General features: G+C 66.1%; 21 protein-coding genes and 1 pseudogene. 14 read left to right on the top strand and 8 right to left on the bottom strand.

Going from position 1 to position 24,162, the window contains the following annotated elements; genetic code table 11:
* The first annotated feature begins 5 nt into the window (after positions 1-5).
* Complete coding sequence (locus AOP77_RS01090; protein WP_062208205.1) at positions 6-749, top strand: SDR family oxidoreductase; 744 nt, start codon at positions 6-8, stop codon at positions 747-749.
* A gap of 57 nt (positions 750-806) precedes the next feature.
* Here the strand turns inward: AOP77_RS01090 and AOP77_RS01085 are convergent, their stop codons facing one another.
* Positions 807-2,024: a PQQ-dependent sugar dehydrogenase gene (locus AOP77_RS01085; protein ID WP_152649719.1), complete on the bottom strand. Its 1,218-nt coding sequence runs from the start codon at positions 2,022-2,024 to the stop codon at positions 807-809.
* Positions 2,025-2,221: 197 nt separating this feature from the next.
* Between AOP77_RS01085 and AOP77_RS01080 the strand changes: the two genes are divergently transcribed.
* Positions 2,222-2,509, top strand: a complete 288-nt coding sequence (locus tag AOP77_RS01080; RefSeq protein WP_062208199.1) for a hypothetical protein — start codon at positions 2,222-2,224, stop codon at positions 2,507-2,509.
* An 11-nt stretch (positions 2,510-2,520) separates the two neighbouring features.
* Here AOP77_RS01080 and AOP77_RS01075 read toward each other — a convergent pair whose 3' ends face one another.
* Together AOP77_RS01075 and AOP77_RS01070 are read right to left on the bottom strand one after the other, a co-directional pair.
* Entirely contained in the window at positions 2,521-2,910 is a 390-nt protein-coding gene (locus AOP77_RS01075) for a VOC family protein (protein ID WP_062208196.1), read from the bottom strand.
* 43 nt (positions 2,911-2,953) lie between these two features.
* A complete protein-coding gene (locus AOP77_RS01070) occupies positions 2,954-4,687 on the bottom strand; it encodes an MFS transporter (RefSeq protein WP_062208193.1) in 1,734 nt (577 codons plus the stop codon).
* Between the two features lie 619 nt (positions 4,688-5,306).
* Here AOP77_RS01070 and ileS point away from each other — a divergent pair.
* Together ileS and cysM are read left to right on the top strand one after the other, a co-directional pair.
* A complete protein-coding gene (ileS, locus tag AOP77_RS01065; RefSeq protein WP_236685728.1) occupies positions 5,307-8,630 on the top strand; it encodes an isoleucine--tRNA ligase in 3,324 nt (1,107 codons plus the stop codon).
* Positions 8,631-8,643: 13 nt separating this feature from the next.
* Complete coding sequence (gene cysM, locus AOP77_RS01060; protein ID WP_062208190.1) at positions 8,644-9,570, top strand: cysteine synthase CysM; 927 nt, start codon at positions 8,644-8,646, stop codon at positions 9,568-9,570.
* A gap of 52 nt (positions 9,571-9,622) precedes the next feature.
* Here cysM and AOP77_RS01055 read toward each other — a convergent pair whose 3' ends face one another.
* Positions 9,623-10,228, bottom strand: a complete 606-nt coding sequence (locus AOP77_RS01055; protein WP_062208187.1) for a hypothetical protein — start codon at positions 10,226-10,228, stop codon at positions 9,623-9,625.
* 141 nt (positions 10,229-10,369) lie between these two features.
* Positions 10,370-10,477 (bottom strand): annotated as a pseudogene (locus AOP77_RS12475) (DUF2510 domain-containing protein); the annotation flags it as partial.
* Positions 10,478-10,627: 150 nt separating this feature from the next.
* Here AOP77_RS12475 and AOP77_RS01050 point away from each other — a divergent pair.
* A complete protein-coding gene (locus AOP77_RS01050) occupies positions 10,628-11,119 on the top strand; it encodes a hypothetical protein (RefSeq protein WP_062208184.1) in 492 nt (163 codons plus the stop codon).
* Between the two features lies 1 nt (position 11,120).
* Here the strand turns inward: AOP77_RS01050 and AOP77_RS01045 are convergent, their stop codons facing one another.
* A complete protein-coding gene (locus AOP77_RS01045) occupies positions 11,121-11,531 on the bottom strand; it encodes a DUF2510 domain-containing protein (RefSeq protein WP_062208181.1) in 411 nt (136 codons plus the stop codon).
* A 194-nt stretch (positions 11,532-11,725) separates the two neighbouring features.
* Here AOP77_RS01045 and AOP77_RS01040 point away from each other — a divergent pair, with 194 nt between their 5' ends.
* Positions 11,726-13,237, top strand: coding sequence for a bifunctional folylpolyglutamate synthase/dihydrofolate synthase (locus tag AOP77_RS01040; RefSeq protein ID WP_084622091.1), 1,512 nt, complete (start codon positions 11,726-11,728; stop codon positions 13,235-13,237).
* Positions 13,238-13,282: 45 nt separating this feature from the next.
* On the opposite strand, the gene AOP77_RS01035 is transcribed toward AOP77_RS01040, so the two are convergent.
* Positions 13,283-13,936 (bottom strand): cyclase family protein, encoded by a 654-nt coding sequence (locus AOP77_RS01035; RefSeq protein WP_062208178.1) that lies wholly within the window; start codon positions 13,934-13,936, stop codon positions 13,283-13,285.
* Positions 13,937-14,071: 135 nt separating this feature from the next.
* Between AOP77_RS01035 and AOP77_RS01030 the strand changes: the two genes are divergently transcribed.
* The 4 genes from AOP77_RS01030 to AOP77_RS01015 all read left to right on the top strand — a co-directional run bounded on the left by AOP77_RS01030 (position 14,072) and on the right by AOP77_RS01015 (position 17,334).
* Positions 14,072-14,716 (top strand): hypothetical protein, encoded by a 645-nt coding sequence (locus AOP77_RS01030; RefSeq protein ID WP_062211269.1) that lies wholly within the window; start codon positions 14,072-14,074, stop codon positions 14,714-14,716.
* Positions 14,717-14,930: 214 nt separating this feature from the next.
* On the top strand, positions 14,931-16,340 hold the full coding sequence (locus tag AOP77_RS01025; protein ID WP_062208175.1) for a bifunctional folylpolyglutamate synthase/dihydrofolate synthase: 1,410 nt from the start codon (positions 14,931-14,933) through the stop codon (positions 16,338-16,340).
* Positions 16,337-16,855, top strand: coding sequence for a DUF4233 domain-containing protein (locus tag AOP77_RS01020; RefSeq protein ID WP_062208172.1), 519 nt, complete (start codon positions 16,337-16,339; stop codon positions 16,853-16,855). Before AOP77_RS01025 ends, AOP77_RS01020 begins: the two co-directional genes overlap by 4 nt.
* A 2-nt stretch (positions 16,856-16,857) precedes the next feature.
* Positions 16,858-17,334, top strand: coding sequence for a hypothetical protein (locus tag AOP77_RS01015; RefSeq protein ID WP_062208167.1), 477 nt, complete (start codon positions 16,858-16,860; stop codon positions 17,332-17,334).
* Positions 17,335-17,350: 16 nt separating this feature from the next.
* On the opposite strand, the gene AOP77_RS01010 is transcribed toward AOP77_RS01015, so the two are convergent.
* Entirely contained in the window at positions 17,351-17,857 is a 507-nt protein-coding gene (locus AOP77_RS01010; RefSeq protein ID WP_201774071.1) for an adenine phosphoribosyltransferase, read from the bottom strand.
* Between the two features lie 150 nt (positions 17,858-18,007).
* Here AOP77_RS01010 and ndk point away from each other — a divergent pair, with 150 nt between their 5' ends.
* From ndk to ftsY, 4 genes are all read left to right on the top strand, one after another.
* Positions 18,008-18,427 (top strand): nucleoside-diphosphate kinase, encoded by a 420-nt coding sequence (ndk, locus tag AOP77_RS01005; protein ID WP_062208162.1) that lies wholly within the window; start codon positions 18,008-18,010, stop codon positions 18,425-18,427.
* Between the two features lie 177 nt (positions 18,428-18,604).
* Positions 18,605-22,198 (top strand): chromosome segregation protein SMC, encoded by a 3,594-nt coding sequence (gene smc, locus AOP77_RS01000; protein WP_062208159.1) that lies wholly within the window; start codon positions 18,605-18,607, stop codon positions 22,196-22,198.
* A gap of 460 nt (positions 22,199-22,658) precedes the next feature.
* Entirely contained in the window at positions 22,659-22,955 is a 297-nt protein-coding gene (locus tag AOP77_RS00995; RefSeq protein ID WP_062208155.1) for a hypothetical protein, read from the top strand.
* A gap of 44 nt (positions 22,956-22,999) precedes the next feature.
* Positions 23,000-24,160: a signal recognition particle-docking protein FtsY gene (ftsY, locus tag AOP77_RS00990; protein ID WP_062208152.1), complete on the top strand. Its 1,161-nt coding sequence runs from the start codon at positions 23,000-23,002 to the stop codon at positions 24,158-24,160.
* Positions 24,161-24,162 lie beyond the last annotated feature (2 nt).

The raw sequence follows: 24,162 nt of genomic DNA, 5'->3' as shown, positions 1-24,162 counted from the left end.
CAACCATGACCGAGTTGCACGCTGTTGTGACCGGGGCCTCGTCAGGAATCGGTGCAGCGACCGTCCGGCGCCTTGTCGCCGAGGGCTGGGACGTGACCGCCGTCGCGCGCCGCACCGAACGCCTTGCGGAGCTTGCTAAGGATGTGGGCTGCGCGACCTTCACCGCAGACATCACCAGCGACGAGGATGTTGCGGCACTCGCCGCCGAACTCACCGCACGCGGCCCCGTGCACGCCCTGGTGAACAACGCCGGAGGCGCAATCGGCATGGACACCATTGCGGCATCGGAGCTAGATACGTGGACGCAGCAGTACGCGACCAACGTGGTCGGCACCGTTCGCGTCACGCAGGCGTTATTGCCCGCGCTGCAGGACTCGGGGCGCGGTGACGTCGTGATCGTGACGTCCACCGCCGGCCACGAGGCCTACGAGAACGGAGGGGGATACGTCGCTGCCAAAACCGCCGAGGTTGCCATGGCTCGTACGCTGCGCCTGGAGCTCACCGGCACCGGCGTTCGCGTGATCGAGATTGCGCCCGGCATGGTGCACACCGAAGAATTCTCACTGAACCGCTTTGAAGGCGACCAGGCGAGGGCCGACGCCGTCTATCAGGGAATCGAGCCGCTCATCGCGGCCGATGTTGCCGACGCGATTGCCTGGACGCTCACTCGCCCGCACCACGTCAACATTGACCAGATGGTGGTGCGCCCTCGCGAGCAGGGTGGCGCCAACAAGTTGGTCCGGCGCTAACGACGAGACCGGCTGGGACGCCGTTTGAGATAGACGTGCGAACCCACTGGCTCGAAGTTAGGACAGCTCCAACTGATACACGTGGTCGTCCTCGTCGCGCGGTTCGCCGCGGCCGTCGGTGTTATTGGTGACTACGTAGATCGAGCCGTCGGGGCCCAGCGCGACAGACCGAATGCGGCCTAAGTCGATGCCGAGCTTTGCGGGAGTGCCGATGCCGTCCTGAGTAAGCGGAATCCGCCACACGTCCTCGCCGCGTAGTGCCGCAACATAGATCGCGTCGGATGAGATAGTCATGCCGGAAGGTGACGCATCGGCGACGGGCCATTCGGCCACGGGATACGTGATTCCGTCGACAGTCTCTCCGAGCTCAGTTCCCTTGGGTGCGCCCTCGCGAGCCTCGACGCCGGGCCAGCCGTAGTTGTTGCCGGCCACGATGAGATTGAGTTCGTCCGTCGTATTGTGGCCAAACTCGGTGGCGTACATGCGACCATCGGCAGTCCATGCCAGGCCCTCGACGTTGCGGTGTCCCATGGACCACACGAGCGAATCGAACGGGTTGCCCTGGGGGGCGGTGCCGTCGGCCTCAGTCCCGTCAGCGATCACCCGCAAGATCTTGCCCGCGAGCGAGCCCTTGTCCTGCGCGAGGCCGCTGTCGCTGGCATCGCCAGTCGCGATGTAAAGGTAGCCGTCCGGGCCAAAAGCGATTCGCCCGCCGTCGTGGTTCGCCGCGTGCGGAATGCCAGTGAGGACATCGACCGGGGACGACAGCAGCTCACCTGTGAGCGTCATTCGCACCACCGCGTTGCCGTCCGCACGGGTGAGGTAGGCATAGACCGAGGTGGGGTCCGCGGGGCTGATGGCGAGGCCGAGTAACCCGCCCTCACCCTCCGCGTCGACGGAGTTGCGTAATGCCTCCGCACCCGGACCATTCAGCGCCGTCGCGAAGCCGGCGCGGAGGCGCTTGATGGAACCGGTATCGCGCTCCGAGACAAGCATCGATCCATCAGGCATGGGCTCGATGTCCCAAGGGGCGGCGAGTCCGCTCACTACCTTGGACTGGGAGAGGACCGTCGCGGTGGGGGCGCCCTCGATGACGACGCTTGGCACAGGGATGGGGGCAAGCGACCCCGATGCGGAGATGCTGGGTTGCGAGGTGGTGCTGGGCTGCGACGCGGTGGCGGAGCTTGAGGTGTCGGGATCATCCGACGAGCAACCCGTCACAGCGATGAGGGAGGCAAGCGTCGCCACTACAACTGCTGTTTTGCGAATAGTCATCACTTGTTAATGCTACGTACGGTTTTGAGTCAAGACAAAGTTGCGAATCGATACGAAATATGCGTGAAGATCCCGAAGAGCGGGCTGGTTTGCGTAATTTATCCCATTGCCTACCCTCCACCAGGGGTAACAGGCGTAAGTTGGAAAGTGAGTACCGCGGACGTGCCTGTCAGTAGATTGAGCGTGAGGAGCACACCATGTCAGGAATACAGCCGGAATCGAACGCGAATGTGGGCCGCAACACCAGCGACCCGAGTGGCATGCAGCACCCTAACGAGGATGGCGGCGCGCTGCCCCCATCCAGCGGCGAAGACCCCAGCGGCAAGGGCAGCTGGATCGCGTTCTGGGTGGTGATCGCACTTCTCGCTTTGGGCGGGATCGTGTGGTGGCTCGTCGCCTCGGGAGACGATTCCGTGCCGGCGGGCGTGCCTACCTCGACGGCATCGGCGATCGCGAGCGCAGCGGCTGCGCACGCGGGGTGGTGACGCGCTCTTCGTTACGAGATCGCCTCGTCCGTGGTTTCGATGATCGACAGCCAGTTGCCCGCGGGGTCCTTGAACCAGCCGATATTTGGCATGCCCTGTCCCGGCGAGCGCGAGATGCCGTCCGCGCCGGAATCCAGAATCCTTTCGAGTTCGATGCCAGCGTGCTTGAGCATCGCCGCCGCCTCAGTGATGTCCTCCACCATGATGTTGAGCACAGTGTGGCTCGCCGGCACGTGGTCTTCTTTGCCGTAGATCAACACGTGAGTGCCGTTGGCAAACGTGATGTTGAGGTCGTCCCCCACGGCGTGGACCTGAAGTCCTAGTTTGCCCTTGTAGAAGTCCCAGGTGGCGGGGAGGTCGTTGGTGGAGAAGCTCGCGAACCCTGAGTTTGAACCGAACATGACGACGCCCTTTCGTGACTGCGCCGAGGCTCGGCGCCTTCCACTATTCTGCGTCGAAATCGGTGTGCTGTCTGGTCGGGCGGCTCGTCCCGGGCCCCGTGGTGCCAGTGGGATCGGCGTGGCGGTTCGACTGCGGCTTGCGCTTGACCACCCGCGCAGCCCCCGCTCCGGCGCGCGCAGCCCCCGCTCCGGCGCGCTTGGCGACGTCGCGGCTAGCGGTCTTGACCGAACTGGCCTTCCACTTGGGACGCTCGAACTTCTCCTCCGAACGGCGCTTCCACTCGCGGCGGCGGGCACGCAGTGCGTCGCGCTCCTGCCGGGCCATGCGGATGCGTCGCTCTACGTGCAAGCGGCGGCGCATGGACTTGTCCGCGCCAAGAGTCACCACTGCCGCGGCGAATGTGAGTCCGAACGAAACCACCGGGAGCCATGCGATGCCCCAGAGTGCGACGATCGCCGCCCCCAGCATCGGCCCGGCGGCAGCGCCGGCATTCATGGTCATCGTGTACGCGCCGGCGCCAATCTCGGTGCGCCATGGCGTGTGTCGCATGGCCCAGTTCAGCAGCGCGGCGAGCAGGATGGCCCAGCCGGTAGACAGCACTACCTGTGCGGCAATCGCGCTCCACTGTTGCGCGAGAGCGAGAAGCGACCAGCCCAGCATGAGGGCGAGGATGCCGACCGCTACGGTGCGCACGGCACGACGGGCGAGGTACGGCGAGACGGCCAGCGTCGCACCCACGGCGAGCACGCCTCCCAGCGCGAACATCAGCGGCACGGAACCGGAGGTGACTCGGGCCTCGCCCGTGTAGAACGGCACGATGTACGTCCAGGTGCCGCTCATTGCCATGGAAGCCAGGAATGCGACCGCGAGTACCCGCGCGAAGGCGCTCTTCGAGGGTAGGTCACCACGCGCGATGGGCGCGGTCGGGGAGGGCTCGTCGGTGGGCGGGGCGGCAAACTGTTCCGCGGCATCGGCCGTGATGTGGTGCTTGCCCGGCATCGTGAGGGCCATGGCAACAGTCAGGACGACGCCAAAGACCGCGAGCGCCCAGAAGGGCGCCTGCCAGCCGATGCTCTTGCCGGCCACGGTGACCAGGGGAGTGCCGACCACACCGGCGGCGGCGGCGCCCACCAGGATGCGGGTCACACTACGACCGCGCAGGTGCGGGGCGAAGAGTCGGGCGGCCGTGGGGGCGACGATCGCCCAGAAGAGGGCGTGTGCGGCGGCGGACAGGACTCGCCCTGTGGCGAGGTGTGCGACGCTGCTAGCCGTCGCCGCGACGACGACGCCAGCGGTCCAGAGGCCAAGCGTCGAGGTCAGGGTGAGGCGGCGGCTGAGGCGCTGCGTGAGCATCGTCAGCGGCAGGGTCGCGGCAACAATCGTCAGCGCGAAGGCGGTGGCCAGCAGTCCGATGGTCGCGACGGGAATGCCTAGACCAGTGGCGATCTGCGGGCTGAGGGCCACGACGGCAGCCTCGTTAGCACCCATGGCAAACGCACCAACCGCAAGTGCCGCCAGCGCGAGCTTGGCGCGGCGCGGGGTGATGGTGAGCGACTCGAACGACCGCTCGGCAGTGACCGACTCGTCGACGACCAGGGTCTCCATGCCGCCGGCCATCGGAATTGACATCGTCGTGGGCTCGGGGTCGTACCAAGTTTCGTGGGTCGAGTCGACGCCGAACGCCTCCGCAAGTGCGTCGGTTTCGGGTTCCGCGTCTACGTCAGAGGCGGCGAGTGCGGGAATCGGCAGTTCCAGCGTTTGCGTGAGGGGCGACAAAGCAGCAATCCAAAAACTAGGTCAGGTCAGGAGGTGTGTCGCACGCCGATGGTCGCGGCGCGCGATGCGTGGGGCGGCGCCGCCCGGGGTCGAGATATGTGCTCAGTATGAGGTGTTTGGCCTCGAAAAGACAAGCACTACTGGGCCCGCGCACGCGAGTCCCATTGTCACTATCTGTACAACGTCCCGCCCGACAGAATCGTTCTCGTGTGCGGCCTAAAAGTTGTCCCAAATTTGCCCTCGTTTCCCATACCAAACGTTGGCCAAACTGTGGCGGTTTAGGGGCCCACGGCGGGCGCGTCTGGGGATGCTCAGCAATCGCGGATACACTGGTGCGCACAGCGCAGACCCGGCTATCACCGGCGAGCTTCCGGAAGAACGGCGTCGAACGTTGATGCCCAGTAGAACCGGACGGGCAGCCCGTCATAGCGAGAGCAGAGTGGTGCGGCGCCGATGCGCCGGGCAAGCGGGGTGGTACCGCGCGGCTGGTTTTTCCGGCAGGCGTCCTCGCAGCGAGGCTAGATTTCCCGATTCGGGAATTGAGTCGCGCAGAGTAGTTGCCCGTTCCACCCAGGCCAGTTCGTACCCGAACTGGCCGCGCCACCAAAGGACTGCCGCCGTGACCCACGACGCTCGCTACCCGCTGCACCGTACCTCCGCCACCGGAGACGCCGCCGCGATCAGCCCCTCGCCCAGCTTCCCCGCGCTCGAGGAGGAGGTCCTCGCGTACTGGAAGGCCGACGACACGTTCCAGGCGTCCATCGACAACCGTCCCGTGACCTCCGACGGCGGCGAGGAGGGCGACAATGAGTTCGTCTTCTACGACGGCCCGCCCTTTGCGAACGGACTGCCGCACTACGGCCACCTGCTGACGGGTTACGCCAAGGACGTGGTGCCTCGCTTCGAAACGATGCGCGGCAAGCGCGTGGAGCGCCGGTTCGGCTGGGACACGCACGGTCTTCCCGCAGAACTCGAGGCCGAGCGCATCCTAGGTATCACCGACAAGAGCCAGATCGAGGAGATGGGGATCGCCGCCTTCAACAAGGCATGCCGCGACTCCGTCCTGAAGTACACCGACGAGTGGGAGACCTACGTCACGCGCCAGGCGCGTTGGGTGGACTTCGAGAACGACTACAAGACGCTCGACGTGACGTACATGGAGTCCGTCATCTGGGCGTTCAAGTCCCTGCACGACAAGGGCCTGGCGTACGAGGGGCACCGCGTGCTGCCTTACTGCTGGCGCGACGAGACCCCGCTGTCCAACCACGAGCTGAAGATGGACGACGACGTCTATCAGATGCGCCAGGACCCCGCGCTGACGGTGCTGCTGCCGCTGCTCGACGACCAGGGCGACCGCGCCGTGGTGGACGGCAGGCAGGAGTCGCTCATCATCTGGACCACCACACCGTGGACCCTGCCGTCCAACCTCGCGACCGCCGTGGGCCCGGACATCGAGTACTCGGTGGTCGAGCCTGGCTCCGAGTCGGACTTCTCCGGCCAGCGAGTCATCTTGGCCACCGCCCGTATTGGTGCCTATGCCCGCGAAATCGGCGAGCTGGCCGCGGAAGGCGTCGAAGCATCGGCCGCAAACGCCGTGGTCGTGCGCACCGTCCTGGGACGCGAACTGGAAGGCAAGCGGTACCTGCCCCCGTTCGGCGAGTTCCGAGGCCGCGACAACGCCCACCAGGTGCTGGTCGCGGACTTCGTGACCACCGAGGACGGCACCGGAATCGTCCACCTCGCCCCCGCGTTCGGTGAGGACGACATGAACGTCTGCCTCGCCGCAGGAATCGAGCCAGTCATCCCCATCGACTCGCGCGGCCGCTTCACGCACGAGGTGCCGCCGTACCAGGGACAGCAGGTGTTCGAGGCGAACACGCAGATCATCACGGACCTGAAGGCCGGCGGCGTGGTGCTGCGTCACGAGACCTACGACCACAGCTACCCGCACTGCTGGCGCTGCCGCAATCCGTTGATCTACCGCGCGATCGGCTCGTGGTTTGTCCGCGTCACCGAGTACCGCGACCGCATGGTCGAGCTGAACGAGGAAATCACGTGGGTTCCCGAGCACATCAAGGAGGGTCAGTTCGGTAACTGGATCTCGAACGCGCGCGACTGGTCCATCAGCCGCAACCGTTACTTCGGCACGCCGATCCCCGTGTGGGTCAGCGACAACCCCGAGTTCCCGCGCACCGACGTGTACGGCTCGCTCGAGGAGATCAAGCGCGACTTTGGCCGCCTGCCGCTCAACGAGGACGGCGAGCCCGACCTGCATCGCCCGTACATCGATGACCTCACGCGGCCCAACCCTGACGACCCCTCCGGCAAGTCGACGATGCGCCGCATCACCGACGTGTTTGACGTGTGGTTCGACTCGGGCTCCATGCCGTTTGCCCAGGTCCACTACCCGTTTGAGAACCGTGAGTGGTTTGAGAGCCACAACCCCGCCGACTTCATCGTGGAGTACATCGGCCAGACGCGTGGCTGGTTCTACGTGATGCATGCCTTGTCCACCGGGCTGTTCGACCGCCCGGCGTTCACCACATGCATCAGCCACGGAATCGTGCTGGGCTCGGACGGCCGCAAGATGTCCAAGTCGCTGCAGAACTACCCGGATGTGCAGGACGTGTTCGACCGCGACGGCTCCGACGCGATGCGTTGGTTCCTGATGTCCAGCCCCATCCTGCGCGGCGGCAACCTGGTGGTCACCGAGGAAAGCATCCGCGAGGGTGTGCGCCAGGTCATGCTGCCCATGTGGAGCACGTACTACTTCTTCACGATGTACGCGGGTGCCGCCAATGGTGGCGTCGGCTACGTCGCCAAGGCCGTGGCGGACGGAGCCGCAGCCGGCTTGCCCGTCATGGACCGGTATGTGCTGGCCAAGGCCTCCGAGCTGGTCGCGGACGTGACGCGCCAGATGGAGGAGTTCGACATCCCGGGCGCCTCCGAGTCGATCCGCGTCTTCTTTGACCTGCTCACCAACTGGTACGTACGCACGCAGCGCGACCGCTTCTGGGATGAGGACACCGACGCGTTCGACACGCTGTTCACCGTGCTCGAGACGCTCATGCGCCTGAGCGCGCCGTTGCTGCCGCTGCTGACCGAGGAGATCTGGCGCGGGCTGACCGGCGGGCGCTCCGTGCACCTGACGGACTTCCCCACGGCGCCCGCGGCGTGGAGTGACTCGTCGCTGGGTGGCGTATCTCTCAAGGACGCGATGGACCAGGTGCGCGAGGTGGTCTCGACCGCTCACGCGCTGCGCAAGAAGGAGCAGATCCGCGTGCGTCAGCCGCTGTCGTCTCTCGAGGTCGCCGTCGCCGACACTGACTCGATGGCACCCTACGGCGAGCTGGTCGCGTCCGAGCTCAACGTCAAGGCCGTGCGCTGGGTGACCGCGGAAGAGTTCACCGCCGCGCACCCCGTGGAGCAGCGCCTGAACGTCAACGCGCGCGCCGCAGGCCCCCGCATCGGCAAGTCGGTGCAGGCGGCCATCAAGGGCTCCAAGACTGGCGACTGGTCGGTTTCGGCCGATGGTGTGGTCACCTCGGGCGGCATCGCTCTGGTCGAGGGTGAGTACGATCTGGCCACCGTGATCGGTGCGGCGGACGATGCGCAAGTAGGCCCGTCCGCGGCCGCAGTTTTGCCCTCCGGCGGCTTCGTGCTGCTCAACACGGAGCTGACGCCGGAACTCGAGGCCGAGGGCTACGCCCGCGACATCGTGCGCGCCGTCCAGGACGAGCGCAAGAACGCGGGGCTCAACGTGTCGGACCGCATTCGCCTGCAGCTCACCGTTCCCGCCGCCCGCGTCGCGGCCGTCGAGGCTCACACGGAGCTGATCGCGGGGGAGACCCTGGCCCAGGATCCGGTGACGGGCGCCGCTCAGGTGACCGTGGCATCGGGCGAAGTATTGGCAGTTTCCGTGACCAAGAGCAACGCGCGATAGCGAGTTGGTTGTCGTGGCGAGCGAGAATCCCGACCCGAGCCGATACGCGACGGTCGAGTCGGTGGTGGGCAATACGCCACTGGTGCGGCTCCAGCGGCTCGTATCCGGCGACGGGGGCTCGCTGGTGCTCGCCAAACTCGAGGGCAACAATCCTGCGGGCTCGGTGAAGGACCGTCCAGCGTTCGCGATGATTGCAGCGGCGGAGGCCGCCGGCGCGTTGCTTCCGGGCGCGACCCTTGTCGAGGCGACCAGCGGCAACACTGGAATCGCGCTCGCGGCCGCTGCGGCCGTCAAGGGTTATCGCATGATCTTGGTGATGCCCGCGGGGTCGTCGCGCGAGAGGTTTTCGACCATGCGCGCCTATGGGGCCGAGATCGTGGAGACCGACCGGGACCGGGGGATCGAGCATGCTCGGGACGTCGCAGAGCAAATCGCGTCGGAACAATCGGCGCTTCGCCTTGACCAGTTCGCGAATCCCGCGAATCCGGCGGTGCACCAGGCGACCACCGGGCCCGAGCTATGGCAGCAGACCGGCGGAACACTGACACACGTGGTGTCCTCGATGGGGACCACGGGCACCATCACGGGGCTGTCCAAGTCGCTCAAGACGTTGTCACCGCAGGTGAAGGTGATTGGGGTTCAGCCCGCGCCCGGCTCGCAGATCGCCGGAATTCGTGCCTGGTCACCAGGGTACTTGCCTGCGATCTACGACCCGACGCACATCGACGAGATCCGGACCGTCAGCCAAGAACGAGCCGTTGCGACCACCCGCGACCTCGCGCGTCACGAGGGGCTGCTCCTCGGTGTGAGCTCGGGCGGCGCGGCCGCGATCGCGCTCGACATTGCCCGTGAAAACGCTGGCGCCACCGTCGCGTTCATCGCGTGTGACCGCGGGGACCGCTACCTGTCCACGGGAATCTTTGACGACGAGACCGGATAACGGTGGCCTCGCCTCACTGCGCAATCCTTCCGACTCGTGGCCACGGCTCAGTTCAGGAACAGTTACCGGGCCCGGACCCACGCGCGCTCGACATCTGAAAGTCCTTGATGTCACCTGAGGGCGCGGTGACCCACATGCACCATTGGTCATAGCTCGACGAGGTCCATCCTCCGAACTCCACGCCATCCGTGATGGCTAGCCGTGCGTGTTCGCCCTGGGGACTGCTCAACACATATTCACGGCCCTCGGCCGTCACCGTGGCAATCTCGCGGTTCTCGATCTCATATAGCGCCACCTCACTCCCGAAGTTGCGCACGTCTGCGTGAGCCGCTCTGTCCGCAGTCTGGCCTCCGCCCGTGGCCGCCGTCACCGGGGAGTCGGCACTCGTGTTGAGGTCGTCGCTGGCGTTGAGGGAGGTCAGCAGCAGGCTGCCACCAATAGCGAGTGCCACGGCACCGAGGACGATGGCAGCGACAGTGCCGCTGCCGATTCGCGACGAGCGGGTGGGGGCGGGCGCCGTGTACCTGACGGGTGCCGTGAGAGCCGGCATCTCGTAGTCCGCGGAGGTCGAGACGTAGGAGGGATTCGCGTCCGTGGAGGGCGAACTCTGTGCAGCGGCGTACTGGGTCAGTGGTGCCGACGTGAACTCCTGACTCATATGGAGGTCAATGGGTATGAAGCTCTGCCTCTCAAAGGAGCCGGGGGTGCTCGACGGGAGCGGCGTCGCTTCGCCAGGGTGCACGGGGTGCGCCCGCGCGTTGAACGCCGGCGCCGGGGGCGCGGGAGGCGCCGCTAATAGCGCTGGAGCCCTCCGTGTTGTCCACGCTGAGCCGTCCCAATAGCGTTGGAATCTCGGTTGGTCGGGGTCGAGGTACCAACCCGACGGTGCTTGAGACGCGTCGGACACGTGTTTCCTCCTCGGGACTATTGCGTCCGACCCTAGTGCTGGCACCCGCGATGCGGGAAGCACTGTGTGATGAACTCGGCATTCGGTACAACGCGTGGTCGTGTCAGACCCAGGTGGAATATTGAGGGTGGCTCGAGAGGAGAGTCATCCATGAACGGTCGTCGGTTCAACCACCACAGCCTCAGCACCCCGCGTCGCCTCTCCGGTGTAGGGGGAGAGTGTGACGCGGCGCGCGTCGTCGCCTCCGCCCATCCGGTGTTCTCGGGTCGCTCGACACACGCCAGACTGCCAGCGGAATCCGTCACCTCCAGCTTTGGCGTCGCATGGCAGCACGCGGGTGCTGCCCTCCGCGAGGTCACGTCTCTGAACGTGACGACCGCCGCGTACCGGATGGCGCTGATGCGCGCACTCATGCTCTACGAATGCGCCATGGACCTGGCGGTCTCGAGCAGTGACAAGCACCGGTTGCAACTCGACATCGAGGCGCTCGAACGCAACCTCGAAGTCGATTGGCGCCACGTGTTAGCGGTGGAAATCCGGTATGCGGATGACAGCACCGAGATCGTGAACCTCAAGGTGGACCCGGAAGCCGCGCGCAAGTTTCAGGAGGCCAAGCATTTCCGCCTCATCGGCAACGAATGAGCTAGCTGGGCAAGCCGCCCGTGAGCAGCATGCTGCCGCCAATGGCGATCACAATGGCGCCCACAAAGATCAGCACAATGGTGCCCCGGCCAATCCGGCGGCTGGGACGCTCGGGCGCAGGAGCCCGCTGCTCGGAAGTGGGGAACAGGTCACTCGACGCCTGGGCCGGCGCAGGTGGTTCGCTCGGTGCTGTGGCGGCTGTGGCGGCTGTGGCTGCTGCTGGCGCTACGGCCTCAGTTGTCATGGAGGATGTCGCAGACCCGGCTGCTTGGTGCTCGGCGGCGGTGACCGGGGTGATTCCCGGCGCGGGCGCCGTCCTAGTGGTCCACGCGGCTCCGTCCCAGTAGCGCTGAAGCTCCTGGTTTTCGGGGTCTAAGTACCAACCCGATCGTGGTGATGCGACGTCTGACATGTTGCCTCCCTCAGGCCCCCGTTTTGTCTGACCTTAGTTGGTTGCGGCGCGTGTGCATAGAGGCGCGTGAAGGGATCGTCGGGTTGGTCGGTCACTGGCCATTTATCAGGGGCTTTTCGCGAGGCCTGCAGCCTTAGAAAATTTGTTCCGATTTCGGTCGTCAGCACGGCAACTCTTGCCTCACAATAATTGCCATGACCCCCGCAGTTTTCCCCGGGCTGAGCCTGGATGACGCTGAGCGTGAGATCCACGCACACATTTTCTCCCGCACTCCCGAGCAGGACCACGACGCTAAGCTCCACCGCGTCGCCCAGGCCCTGACCCAACTAGGAAATCCTCACGAGCGGCTCCGTGTCATCCATGTGACCGGCACTAATGGCAAAACCTCAACCAGTCGCATGATCGAGTCGCTTTTGCGCGCGAGCGGGTTGCGCACCGGGCTATTCACTTCGCCTCACCTGACCACCTTGCGTGAACGCATCATGATCGGGGGAGCTCCGATGCAGCAGGAGGCGTTGGTGCGACTGTGGCAACGAGTTGCGCCTGCCATTCACGCCGTCGACTCCGCCTCGATCCAGGCGGGCGGTCCACGGATGAGTTTCTTTGAGGTGCTCACCGTGCTGGGCATGGTCGCCTACGCCGATGCAAGTGTTGACGTCGCGGTCATCGAGGTGGGCATTGGGGGTCTGCGGGATGCGACCAACGTGGTGACGGGTGAGGTCGCGGTTCTGACACCCATGGCAGAGGACCACTCCGACTACTTCATCGGGGGGTTGCCTGGCATTGCCGCAGAAAAGTCCGGGATCATTAAGCACGGTGCCGCGGTGGTCAGCGCGCTTCAAGACGACGTTGCGGCCCACGTGATCTCCGGCCATGCGGCGTCGCGCTCCGCTTCGGTGTTCTGGGAGGGTGGCCACATGTCCGTGGACGACTGCCGGGTGGTGACCGGTGGGCAAGTGGTGACTCTGCGGACCGCTGCGTGTACCTACGTCGATGCCTTCGTGCCGCTGCACGGCGAGTTTCAAGCACAAAACGCATTGGTAGCACTCGCGGCGTGCGAGGTGTTTCTAGGCCAGGGAATTCCGCGTTCGCTTGACCTGGCCGCCGTCTCGCGGGGTTTTGCGGCGGCAACTAGCCCGGGACGCCTCGAGGTACTCGCGCAGCACCCCACCGTCCTGGTGGACGCGGCGCACAACCCGCATGGCGTGGCGGCGCTCGTGGCGGCGCTCGGTGAGACGTTCGTCTTCGACACGGCGGTGGGAGTGGTGGCCGTCCTTGCTGACAAGGACTCCGATGGGATACTCGCCGGGCTCGAGCCAGTGATCGATCACGTGGTCATCACGCGTACCGAGTCGGTGCGTGCCATGGACGTTACCGAACTCGCCGCAGCCGCGCGGGTGGTCTTTGGCAGCTCACGCGTCAGCGAGACCGCGGACGTGCCCGCTGCGATGCGCTTGGCGACGCAGTTGGCGACGGACGCTCAGGGCAACAACAACGGGGTAGTGGTGGCGGGGTCGATCACGCTGGTAGGGGAGGCCCGGCGCCACGTACACAGCGCGGCAAATGCCCTCGGGGCCGCCGATGTCGCGAACGCTGCCGATCTGCCAGTGGCCGTTGCGTCCGCCTTGCTGAAGCACGGCGAGCCCAAGTCCGGAGACACCACTGACGCGTCGGGCACATCGGAGACGGAGCCCCAGCCCGCGTAGCGCTCGGATCTGAGGAATGCGAGGCGGGGCAAGGTCCGGTGGTCGTCACCAGGTCGCGACGGCCCTCACCGGCGAGGTCGCGAGCCCCTCAAAGTTAAGTGGCGTCGCGGTAAACAGGAAGCCATCCCGTGGCAACTGTTCAAGTCCGCGCAGGTGCTCGACGATCGGGATTCCTGCGGACAGCAACGCAGTGTGAATAGGGCGCTCGTTGCCCTCAGTCGAGTCAATGTTCACCGAATCGATCCCCACGATCGAGGCACCGCCGTCTACCAAGGCTGTCGCGGCGCCGACGGAGAGGTGCGGGTGGCCGCCCAGGTACTCGGCGGTGCCGAAGCGAGTGTCCCAACCGGTGCGGACCACCACGGCCTTGCCGCGCACGTCCAAGCCGGCCACCGCATCGGCCGCGAGCACGACGCCTTGCTCCCAAGGCGCGTCGATGACAACCCCTGGAACGTTGACGAGCCGCTCGAGCGGGAGCGATGCGATATCTGCGCCGTCCTCGAAGCGGTGTAGCGGCGCATCCAGGTAGGTGCCGGTGCCGCCGATCATGTCCAGGTGTGAAAACGAGAACGTGGTGCCCTCCGCGTAGAGTCCGCGCGTGTCGGCATGGGTCTTCCAGAAACCGATGCGCGGGCCGGGCTGGCCGGGCGTGGTGACGGTGGCATCGGCAATGCGGTGGCTGAGATCGGCAACGGGCATGCCCCGATGCTAGCGCCAGCGGGCCTGCCCGACTCTCACGCGCGCTGGTGGTACATGAGTGCGAGATCTGGCTGGATATCCGCGGTCATGTACTGGTACAAAGCGGTGACGGCGCAAGGTGGGTACGGTTCGAGCATGGCAACTTCATCGCAGGGCAACAGGCGAGCGGTCAAAGTCTCATGGGCGACGTACCGCGAGTCGATCGGGGACAGGTCGCCGCTATTTGCGGAGGTGGCGCGGGCGTGGGCGCCCAAGCGTGCACTGTATGCGGGAAGCTATGTGGACCTGTCGCCCGCCACCGCAATTCCCGCGGTGACGTTTCTGGACATGGACCGTCGCGCCGCAAAGTATTTTGCCGAGAGCGACCTCGTCGCGTCAGAGCTCGAGGGCCGCGTTGCGCCGAAGCAGACTCCGGAGGTGGATTTTGTGCAGGGCGTCTACACCGCGCCGCTCGACGTGCCGGAGCAGGGGTTCGACTTGTTGATCTCACTGTATGCAGGCCCGGTATGGGACCACTGCCAGCAATATCTCGTTTCTGGCGGGCTGTTGCTCGCCAACACGAGCCACGGGGACGCCAGCATCGCGGCGCTCGACCCCCGGTTGACGTTGGTGGGCGTCGTGCAGCATCGGGACGGCGTCTGGACCCTGTCTGACTCGGCGCTCGACGAGTACTTAATCCCTAAGAAGCCCGCACTGGCCGACGCGGACTTGATCCGCGCGGACGGGCGCGGGCTCTCCTACACCAAGCGGGCGTGGGCATACCTTTTCCAACTCGAGTAGAAGCGAAGGCGAAGGCACGCGCCCGCATTGTTTAGGGGCGCGCACGGGTCCTCGCCCCACCGCATCTCGCCCCGCTTCGCCCCACCAACGCCCCAGCGCGCTGGGAGTACTTACGTGCGGATCCTGGCCCGATCTCGGCGCTCCGCCGCTTTGGGGAGACAAGGGCACGGCGGTGAGTGGGGCGCGCGCGGGAGGTCATGGGAGACTTGACGCCATGACTGACCCCAATGCCGACCTCGCGCTCGGCGGCCTCACCCTCGACGAGGCCGAACGCGAAATCTACTCCCACATCCTGTCCCGCAACCCCGAGCACGACTTCGACCCCAAGATCTCGCGCGTGCGCGAGGCTGTCGAACTGCTCGGCGACCCGCAGCGTGCCTTTAAGGTGATCCACCTCACGGGGACCAATGGCAAGACGTCGACAGCGCGCATGGTCGAGTCCCTGGTGCGTGAGCACGGGCTGCGCACGGGGCTTTTCACGTCCCCGCACCTCTCGAGCGTGCGCGAGCGCATCCAGATTGACGGCGAGCCCATCGCACAGGACGAGTTTGTGCGCCTGTGGCGGGACGTCGCGCCCATCATTCATATGGTCGACGCGAGGTCCGCTGAAAAGGATGGGCCGCGCCTGAGCTTCTTTGAGGTGCTGACGGTGCTCGCGTACGCCGCGTTCGCCGACGCGCCCATCGACGTCGCCGTGATCGAGGTGGGCATGGGCGGGGCATGGGATGCGACCAACGTCGCCGACGGTGACGTCAGTGTCATCACTCGCGTCGCTCTTGACCACCAGCAATGGCTGGGCGATGACCTCGCGGGCATCGCGCTAGAAAAGTCCGGCATCATCAAGCCCCACGCCACCGCGGTCATCGCCGAGCAGTCCGAATCCGTCGCGCCGGTGCTCATCAAGGCCGCCGCCGAACGTGAGGCCCGCGCGCTGTGGGAGGGCGATGACATGGAGGTCGTCGACCGCCAGCCGGGAGTAGGTGGCCAACTGGTGACCCTACGCACTCCCGCCGCGCGCTACGAGGAACTGTTTGTGCCCCTGTACGGCGAGTACCAGGCACACAACGCGCTGCTGGCAGTCGTCGCGGTCGAGTCGCTGCTCGCCGACGGTGGCCCACTTTCAGCCCTGAACGGCGAGACGCTCGAGGCCGGCTTCGCCGCCGTGACTTCGCCCGGCCGACTCGAGGCCGTGCGTACCTCACCCATGATCCTGGTGGACGCAGCTCACAACCCCGCGGGTATCGACGCGCTCGTGGGCGCGATCGAGGAGTCCTTCGCGTTCGAGGCGCTCGTCGGCGTGGTCGGCATCCTGAGCGACAAGGACGCGGAGGGCATCTTGGCCGGGCTGGAACCGTTGCTCGACGAGGTGGTCCTCACCGCATCGGCGTCCGCGCGAGCCATCCCCGTAGATGAGCTCGCCGAGATCGCCGAGAAGTTGTTCGGCGAGGACCGCGTGCGTAGGTCAGAATCACTGCCCGATGCCCTGGACCAGGCAGTACAACTTGCCGAGGCGGAGCACGACATGGGCGCAGGCGTGCTCGTCGTCGGGTCCGTCACGGTGATCGCCGAGGCCCGCGTGCTGCTCGGGGCGGACAATCGCAAAGGAACGGGGCGCGCCCGGTGACCGACTCGACTGAGCCCACCCAGCCCATCGGTGAGGCTGACACGACTAACCCGGCCTCGGCATCGGCCGAACAGGCGCCGGAAGGTGCGGTGAAGCCGCAGCGTCCCGCGACCCTGACCTTCACCCAGGCGGTCTTGGGACTGCAGGCACTTGCGGCGCTGTTCGCCACCCTCGTCACGTGGGGACTGTCGCGCACCACCGAGGTCTCGCTCACCGCCGGATGGATTTGGGCCGGCGGCGCCGTGCTGATGGTGGCGCTGTTCTACGTCGCCGGCAAGCAGAAGCAACGCTGGGGTCGCGTCGCAGGCTGGATCCTGCAGATCCCCATGATCGCCGCGGGAGTCATCCTCCCCGCTATCGCAGTCATCGGCGTGATGTTCCTGGTGCTGTGGATCATGGGCCTGCGCATCGGCGGTCGCATTGACCGTGAGCGCGCCGAGCGGATCGAGGCGCAAGGTGAGGCTACAGTCGGGGGCACGCGAGACGGCGAGGACGCCGACGCGACAGGGGAGTGACAATGAGCGCGTTCATATGGAAGATGGCTGGCGCGTTGGTCGCCGGGCTCATCGGAATGAGCATGTTGTTTTGGGCGCTCGAGAAGACCTCGCTGACGGCGCTCGCGGACGGGGGCAACGCAGAGACCGCGCGTGCGCCGTTCTCCGTGTATCTGGTGCTGTTCGCGGGACTGCTGCTGATCAACTTCTCACTGTTTTTTGCCGTGGTGCGGTGGTCGAGGTTCCTGCGAGAGCACCCCAACACCAGCCAGATGCCACTATGGCTCGCGATCATCATCGTGGTCGTCGCGGCCAGCGCGCTGATCGCCGGCATCGCGATTCACGCCGCCTGGCTCAATGACCAGGACCCCGTGCCGGTGACTGTCAATGAGGGTCTCATCCTCTATGAAGTCGTGATGGGCGCGCTGGTACTGATCCCGCTCGTGCTCGTGGGGGTGCGCTGGGCGCCCGGGTACAAGCGGCCAATCAGCGAGATCTAAGTCCGATTCTGCTGAGCTAGACCAGGACCACGGACTCCACGTCATAGTCCGCGAGGACGCCACGACCCGGCAGCGCCTCGATCTCCATGAGGAAACTGAAACGCACGCTAGCCGCGCCGGCCGTGAGCAGCATCTTGGCGACTGCGGTCGCCGTGCCGCCAGTCGCGAGCACGTCGTCCACGACTAGGACGTGCTTGCCCGCAATTCCGGCCGGATTCATGACTAGTTCGCTTGCGCCATACTCGATCGTGGCATCGGCCTCGAGGAGTTCGCCGGGCATCTTGCCCTTCTTGCGAATCATTGTCATGCCCACTCCGAGGTCCTGTGCGACCACCGGGGCGAAGATGAAGCCACGCGCGTCGACGCCGGCCACGATGTCCACCTGGGTGCCGGCGGCGGGCTTAAGCGCGTCGCATGCCTCGCGGAACTTGTCGGGGCTCGCCAGAATAGGCGAGATGTCGTAGAAAAGGATTCCCGGGACGGGGAAGTCGGGGTACGTGTCGAAGTCGGCGAGAGTAATCACGGGCTCCATCCTCCCATTGCCGCGACAAAAGTAACCACGAGGTGAACATGGCGCCTCCGCGAGCAGAAAATTCAACCATTTGCTGAACGCTGGAGGGGGAGACTGCGGCCGAGGACCGTAAATACTTGCTTGGCTAGTAGGCTCGCGGGCATGACTGAACGCACTCTGATCCTTGTCAAGCCCGATGGAGTCCGCCGTGGACTGTCCGGAGAAATCCTGCGCCGCGTGGAGGCCAAGGGGTACTCGCTCGTCGCCGTCGAGCTCCGGCAGGCCACTCCCGAGTTGCTCTCCGAGCACTACGCCGAGCACGTGGGCAAGCCGTTTTACCAGCCGCTGGTCGACTTCATGATGGAGGGCCCGACGCTGGCGATCGTCGCCGAGGGCAACGGCGTCATCGAGGGCTTCCGCTCCCTCGCGGGAACTACCAACCCCACCTCCGCGGCGCCCGGCACCATCCGTGGAGACCTGGGCCGCGACTGGGGCCTCAAGGTTATGCAGAACCTGGTGCATGGCTCGGACTCCGAGGAGAGCTCGGCGCGCGAGATCGGCATCTGGTTCCCCAGCCTGTAGTCCCGCGGGGCGGTGTGGTCGGCGCACGCGCGCTCGCACCGCGGCCCCGCCCGCTATTGGTCCGATTTCGCACACGCTGAGCGCCGCTGGCGCGCTGGTGGTCCGTTTTGGTACACGCTCGCGCCCGAAACCCCTGGCTTGCGTCGCATCGGGCGCAAATTCCCCTAGGCTGACACCGTGTATCTCAAGACGCTGACGCTTAGGGGCTTCAAGTCCTTTGCCTCGGCGACCACGCTGGAGTTCGAGCCAGGAGTCACCTGCGTGGTGGGTCCCAACGGCTCGGGCAAGTCCAATGTCGTGGACGCGCTCGCATGGGTGATGGGCGAGCAGGGCGCCAAGACACTTCGCGGCGGCAAGATGGACGACGTCATCTTCGCTGGCACCTCAGGCCGCGCGCCGCTGGGCCGCGCCGAGGTCGCGCTCACCATCGACAACACCGACGGCGCGCTACCTATCGATTACACCGAGGTCACGATCAGCCGCACGCTGTTCCGCTCGGGAGGCTCCGAGTACGCCATCAACGGCACGTCATGCCGGCTGCTCGACATCCAGGACCTGCTGAGCGACTCGGGGCTGGGCCGCGAGATGCACGTGATCGTGGGCCAGGGCCAGCTCGACGCCGTGCTGCGGGCGACCCCCGAGGAGCGCCGCCACTTTATCGAGGAGGCTGCCGGCATCCTCAAGCACCGCAAGCGCAAGGACAAGGCGCTTCGCAAGCTCGACGCGATGCAGGCCAACCTCACGCGCGTGCAGGACCTCACGGGTGAGATTCGCCGTCAGCTCGGCCCCTTGGGCAAGCAGGCGGAGGTCGCGCGCCAGGCGCAGACCATTCAAGCCGATGCTCGAGACGCCAAGTCACGACTGCTCGCCGATGATCTGTCGCAGTTGGGCAATTCACTCGAGCAGGAGCAGGCCGACGAGACCGCGCTACTCGAGCGCCGTGCTGCGGTCGAGAAGTCCCTTGCCGAGATGCGCGACCGCCTCGCCGAGTTGGAGCGAGCATCGGCTGAGGCGACGCCCGCCCTGACCAAGGCCAACGACACGTACTACCGGCTCAGTTCGATTCGCGAGCGGTTGCGCAACCTCGCGGCACTCGCCGACGAGCGCGTGCGGATGCTGGGCTCCACCATCGATCACTCGCCGCCCACCGACCTGGTGGACCTGGACGAGCAGCTCGAGCGTGCGCGCGCAGCAGGCGAGGAACTCGCGGCCGAGGTCGTCGCCGCCGCGGAGGCACTCACCGTCGCCGAGGCCGGTCGCACCGACGCGGAAGCCGTAGCGGAGACCTCCGAGCGCCACTTGGCGAACCTCTTGCGCTCTGTCGCGGACCGGCGCGAGGGGGTGGCCCGCATCGCGGGAGACGTTGCCGCCCGGCGCTCGCGCGTGGAGGCCGCTGAGGCCGAGATTGGCCGCCTCAACGAGGCGCTCGCCGCAGCCATCAAGCGCGGCAACGACGCCACCACCGAATTTCAGCACCTCGAGACTTCTGTCGCCTCCGTCGAGGACGGCGAGGAAGACCTCGACGAGGCACACGAGGCCGCCACCGAGGAGTGGGAGGACGCTAAGAGCGCCCTCAGCGATCTCAAAGACAAGCTCAACACCGCGATGCGCGAGCGCGATACTTGGTCCGCCAAGGCTGAGGCGCTCGAACTGTCGCTGGCCCGCAAGGACGGCGCCGGCGCGCTGCTGGGCGCGAACGTGCGCTCCGTTCGCGGCACCGTGGCCTCCCAGATCGAGGTCCACGCGGATGCTGAGGATGCGATCGCCGCGGCCATGGGGCCGCTCGCCGACGCGCTCGCCGTGAACTCGGTGGAGGACGCCGTCGACGCGATCCGCTGGCTGCGCGACGAGGATGCCGGCCGCGCCAGGTTTGTGGTCGCCAACGTCGATGCCGTTGTCACCAATCCCACCATCTCCCTTCCTCACGGCGCGGCCTGGGCATCGGACCTGGTCAGCGGCGCCGCGGGCATCGTCGATACGGTGCGTGCATTCGTCTCTGGCGTCGTGGTCGTGGACGACCTGGCCGCCGCCCGCGCGGTTGTCAACGAGCACCCCGAGGTCACGGCGGCCACTCGCCGCGGAGACATCCTGGGCTCACGCAACGCCTCCGGTGGCGCCGGGGATGCACCCTCCGTGCTGCACATGCAGGCCGCGCTCGACGAGGCGAAGACCAAGCGCGCCGCCGCGACCGTCGTAGTCGAGGCCACTCAGTTCGAGACCCGCGCGGCCGAGGAGCGCGAATCCGCGGCCCGCTCGCACCATGGCATCACCATGGAGCGCCTGAACGAGTCCGACGCGCGCATGGCCGCAGTCGCAGAACAGTTGGGACACTTTGGCGCCCAGGCCCGGGCCGCGAAGGGCGAGGCCGAGCGGCTCACCGTGCAGCTCGAGGAGGCTGCGGTACGCATCGCAGGGGACCAGGAGACACTCACTGGTCTCACCGAACGGCTCGCGGCCGCGCAGGCAGCACCTGAGCAGACCGAGACGGACACCATCGCGGCCCAGGCGCAGCGCGATACTCACGCACAGGATGCGGTTGCGGCCCGTGCCCGAGAGACCGAGGCCCGGCTCGCGCTGCGCACCGCCGAGGAGCGTGCACGTGCCCTGACCGCCCGCGCCGAGTCACTCGAGCGCGCCGCCACCGCCGAGCGCGACGCCCGCGCCCGCGCCGAGGAGGCGGCCAAGCGCCGCGAGCGTCAATCTCAGGCCGCGCGCGAGGTCATTCAGGGCGCCAACGACACGCTCGCCCAGATTGATGTCTCTGTCCAACGGGCGGACGATGCGCGGGCGGCCGCCGAGCAGGCACGAACCGAACGCTCCGGGCAGCTGTCCGAGGTGCGGCGCGGGGTCGAGGAGTACGCCGAGGAGTACCGCCGCCTGACTGACGACGCCCACAAGGACGAGGTAGCTCGCGCTCAGCAGAAGGTGCGCCTCGAGCAGCTCGAGCAGCGCGCCATCGACGAGCTCGGAGTGGACCCCAAGCAGCTGATCGAAGAGTTCGGGCCGCACCTACCCGTGCCGCGCCGACGGGACGATGCTGCGGTTGACTCCGGCGTCGAGGGCACGGAAGGCGACGGGGACACCGAGGAAACTGAAGTATCGGGCGTGCCGTATGTGCGCGAGCAGCAGGAGAAGCGGCTGCGGCAGGCCGAGCGTGCGATGAACCAGCTGGGCCGAGTGAATCCACTCGCGCTCGAGGAATTCGCGGCGCTCGAGGAGCGACACAAGTTCCTCACCGACCAGCTCGCGGATGTCAAGAAGTCGCGCGAGGACCTCATGGAGATCGTTCGTGAGATCGACGAGCGAGTCGAGCAGATCTTTGTCGAGGCGTACAACGACACCGCCGCGCAGTTCGAGCGGATCTTCCCGCGTCTGTTCCCAGGAGGTGAGGGCAAACTGATCCTCACCGACCCGGCGAATATGCTCACGACGGGCCTCGAGGTCGAGGCGCGTCCGGCCGGCAAGAAGGTCAAGCGGTTGTCGCTGCTGTCCGGCGGCGAGCGATCGCTGACCGCGGTCGCGATGCTGGTGTCGATCTTCAAGGCGCGCCCCAGTCCGTTCTACGTGATGGACGAGGTCGAGGCGGCGCTAGACGACGTCAACCTGGGCCGGCTGCTGGAGATCTTCACGGAACTACAAGAAGACAGCCAGCTGATCGTCATCACGCACCAGAAGCGCACCATGGAGATTGCGGATGCGCTGTACGGCGTGACCATGCGCGGGGACGGGGTCACCACGGTGATCAGTCAAAGGCTCAAGGAGTCTGAGTAGGTTCCGATCCAGATCGGACCACCAGCGCACACACAAGCGTCAGACCGTGCGAAATCGGACCAATAGAACGGTGCTCTGAGTTATTGGGCTGGTAGGGGCGTAAGTTGCGGATATCCCCTTATGTTTGTGGGGCAAACCCGATAGACTCGCTCCCGACGTCGTCGCAGCCGTCGCCGTTCACCGTCGCGGTGAGCGCGCTCTGATCGCTCGTTTCACGCAACCGATCCGGTAGCCACCACGCCGCGTCCGCGAGAACCACTCACCAAAGCCGCAGGGGACACCCGACTGCGTGGATGGAATTGAGTAGACACCGCCCGCGTTGCCCCACCAGGCAATGCCGGTTGACGGCTGCCGGGAAGTCGGTGCTCCCATGCCACCCTTTTGGGGGGCTTGCGCAAGGACTGATCGCGAGAGACGATTTGTCCTATATGAGAAGTGTCTAGTTTTGAAGGAGTGGTAAATGTTCTCGAACATGGAGTCAACGCTCACCATCGCGTTCATCCTGTCTGCCATCGTCTTCATCGCGGCTGTCGCCGCCGAGGGGCGCGGCCAGCACCTGCTAAGGATCATGCTTGGGCTCGAGGGCGACCGTGGCAAGGAACAGCTCTTCGCCGACGTTGACCGCCAGGACAATAACCTTCGACTCGTGACGGACATGTCACGCCTTGAAGAATTCAGCCGCGACACCACCGAGATTGAAGTGTCGGCAGCGATTGACGCGGAACTCAAGCGCGGCAAGGGAAACGCCGCCGCCTGAGCGTCGACGTGACGCAGACCACCCGCACCTGACACACTGACGCCGTGGATATTTCATGGATTCCTGGTGACCAGGACGCAATCGTCGCCGCAATTGCCGGCGTCGCCATTCTTGTCGCGGGTGCCGCGGTCTTCGTCACGAAGAGTCGTGACCGCCGAGATCTCGATACCTTCACACCGCCGGCCAAGCCGAGTGATGATGCCACCACACCCCCGGCGGGTTCCGAGACCGCCTCAGGCACCGCGCCAGCACAGCCAGAGGTCCAGCCTCCGGCAGCAAAGGGTGACCGTCCAGAAGATCCCGACGCCCGCTTCGCGCGACTGCGATCGCGCCTTGGCGGTGGCCTAGGAGCCGGTCTCCTCTCCATCTTTGGACGCGGCAAGCTCGACGCCAACGCTTGGGACGAACTTGAAGAGACGCTACTCCTCGCGGACGTAGGACCGGCGGCCACGGATGACATCCTTGCGGCACTCAAGGCCCGCCTGTCACGTGAGCCGGACGTGGAGCCAAAGCAGGCTCTGCACGACGCGCTCCTGGATATCGTCGACCCCACGCTGGACCGGTCACTCTCGCTCGGCACTCCCGGGGCGGGGGAGGGCACCACGGCCATCGTGGTGGGAGTCAATGGCGTGGGCAAGACCACCACCGTGGGCAAGATCGCTCGCGTGCTGGTCGCCGAGAACTACTCGGTGGTACTTGGCGCGGCGGACACGTTCCGCGCCGCGGCCGCGGACCAACTTGAGACCTGGGGCTCGCGCGTAGGCGTGCCCGTCGTCCGCTCCCACAAGGAAGGCGCGGATCCCGCGTCGGTCGCCTTCGAAGCTGCCGACAAGACCCGGGCCGATGGCGCGGACGTGCTCCTCGTCGACACCGCCGGCCGCTTGCAGAATAAGGCCGGGCTCATGGACGAGCTGGGCAAGATCGTCCGTGTGGTCTCCAAAGTTCGTCCGCCTAGCGAGGTGTTGTTGGTGCTCGATGCGACTACTGGACAGAACGGCCTCAGCCAGGCGCGCATCTTTGGTGAGGTGGCGCCGCTGACCGGCATCATCCTGACCAAGATGGACGGCACAGCAAAGGGTGGCATTGTTATTGCCGTGCAGCGCGAGCTCGGAGTTCCCGTGAAATTCCTGGGGCTGGGCGAGGGCGTCGACGACCTGGCACCATTCGACCCGCGGCAGTTCGTCGACGGCCTCCTAGGCGAGTAGAG

This window comes from Demequina oxidasica, from assembly GCF_000975115.1.
Taxonomy (GTDB): Bacteria; Actinomycetota; Actinomycetes; order Actinomycetales; family Demequinaceae; genus Demequina; species Demequina oxidasica.
Note: the sequence above shows the minus strand (reverse complement) of the source record. Positions and strands in the feature narration are given on the sequence as shown.

Coding starts and splice junctions, on each gene's coding strand:
- AOP77_RS01090 (WP_062208205.1), top strand. CDS start 6: ATGACCGAGTTGCACGCTGTTGTGACCGGGGCCTCGTCAGGAATCGGT.
- AOP77_RS01030 (WP_062211269.1), top strand. CDS start 14,072: ATGGCAACTTCATCGCAGGGCAACAGGCGAGCGGTCAAAGTCTCATGG.
- AOP77_RS01080 (WP_062208199.1), top strand. CDS start 2,222: ATGTCAGGAATACAGCCGGAATCGAACGCGAATGTGGGCCGCAACACC.
- AOP77_RS01035 (WP_062208178.1), bottom strand. CDS start 13,936: ATGCCCGTTGCCGATCTCAGCCACCGCATTGCCGATGCCACCGTCACC.
- AOP77_RS01045 (WP_062208181.1), bottom strand. CDS start 11,531: ATGTCAGACGTCGCATCACCACGATCGGGTTGGTACTTAGACCCCGAA.
- AOP77_RS01055 (WP_062208187.1), bottom strand. CDS start 10,228: ATGAGTCAGGAGTTCACGTCGGCACCACTGACCCAGTACGCCGCTGCA.
- ndk (WP_062208162.1), top strand. CDS start 18,008: ATGACTGAACGCACTCTGATCCTTGTCAAGCCCGATGGAGTCCGCCGT.
- AOP77_RS01075 (WP_062208196.1), bottom strand. CDS start 2,910: ATGTTCGGTTCAAACTCAGGGTTCGCGAGCTTCTCCACCAACGACCTC.
- AOP77_RS01025 (WP_062208175.1), top strand. CDS start 14,931: ATGACTGACCCCAATGCCGACCTCGCGCTCGGCGGCCTCACCCTCGAC.
- AOP77_RS01015 (WP_062208167.1), top strand. CDS start 16,858: ATGAGCGCGTTCATATGGAAGATGGCTGGCGCGTTGGTCGCCGGGCTC.
- AOP77_RS01040 (WP_084622091.1), top strand. CDS start 11,726: ATGACCCCCGCAGTTTTCCCCGGGCTGAGCCTGGATGACGCTGAGCGT.
- AOP77_RS00995 (WP_062208155.1), top strand. CDS start 22,659: ATGTTCTCGAACATGGAGTCAACGCTCACCATCGCGTTCATCCTGTCT.
- AOP77_RS01085 (WP_152649719.1), bottom strand. CDS start 2,024: ATGACTATTCGCAAAACAGCAGTTGTAGTGGCGACGCTTGCCTCCCTC.
- AOP77_RS01050 (WP_062208184.1), top strand. CDS start 10,628: ATGAACGGTCGTCGGTTCAACCACCACAGCCTCAGCACCCCGCGTCGC.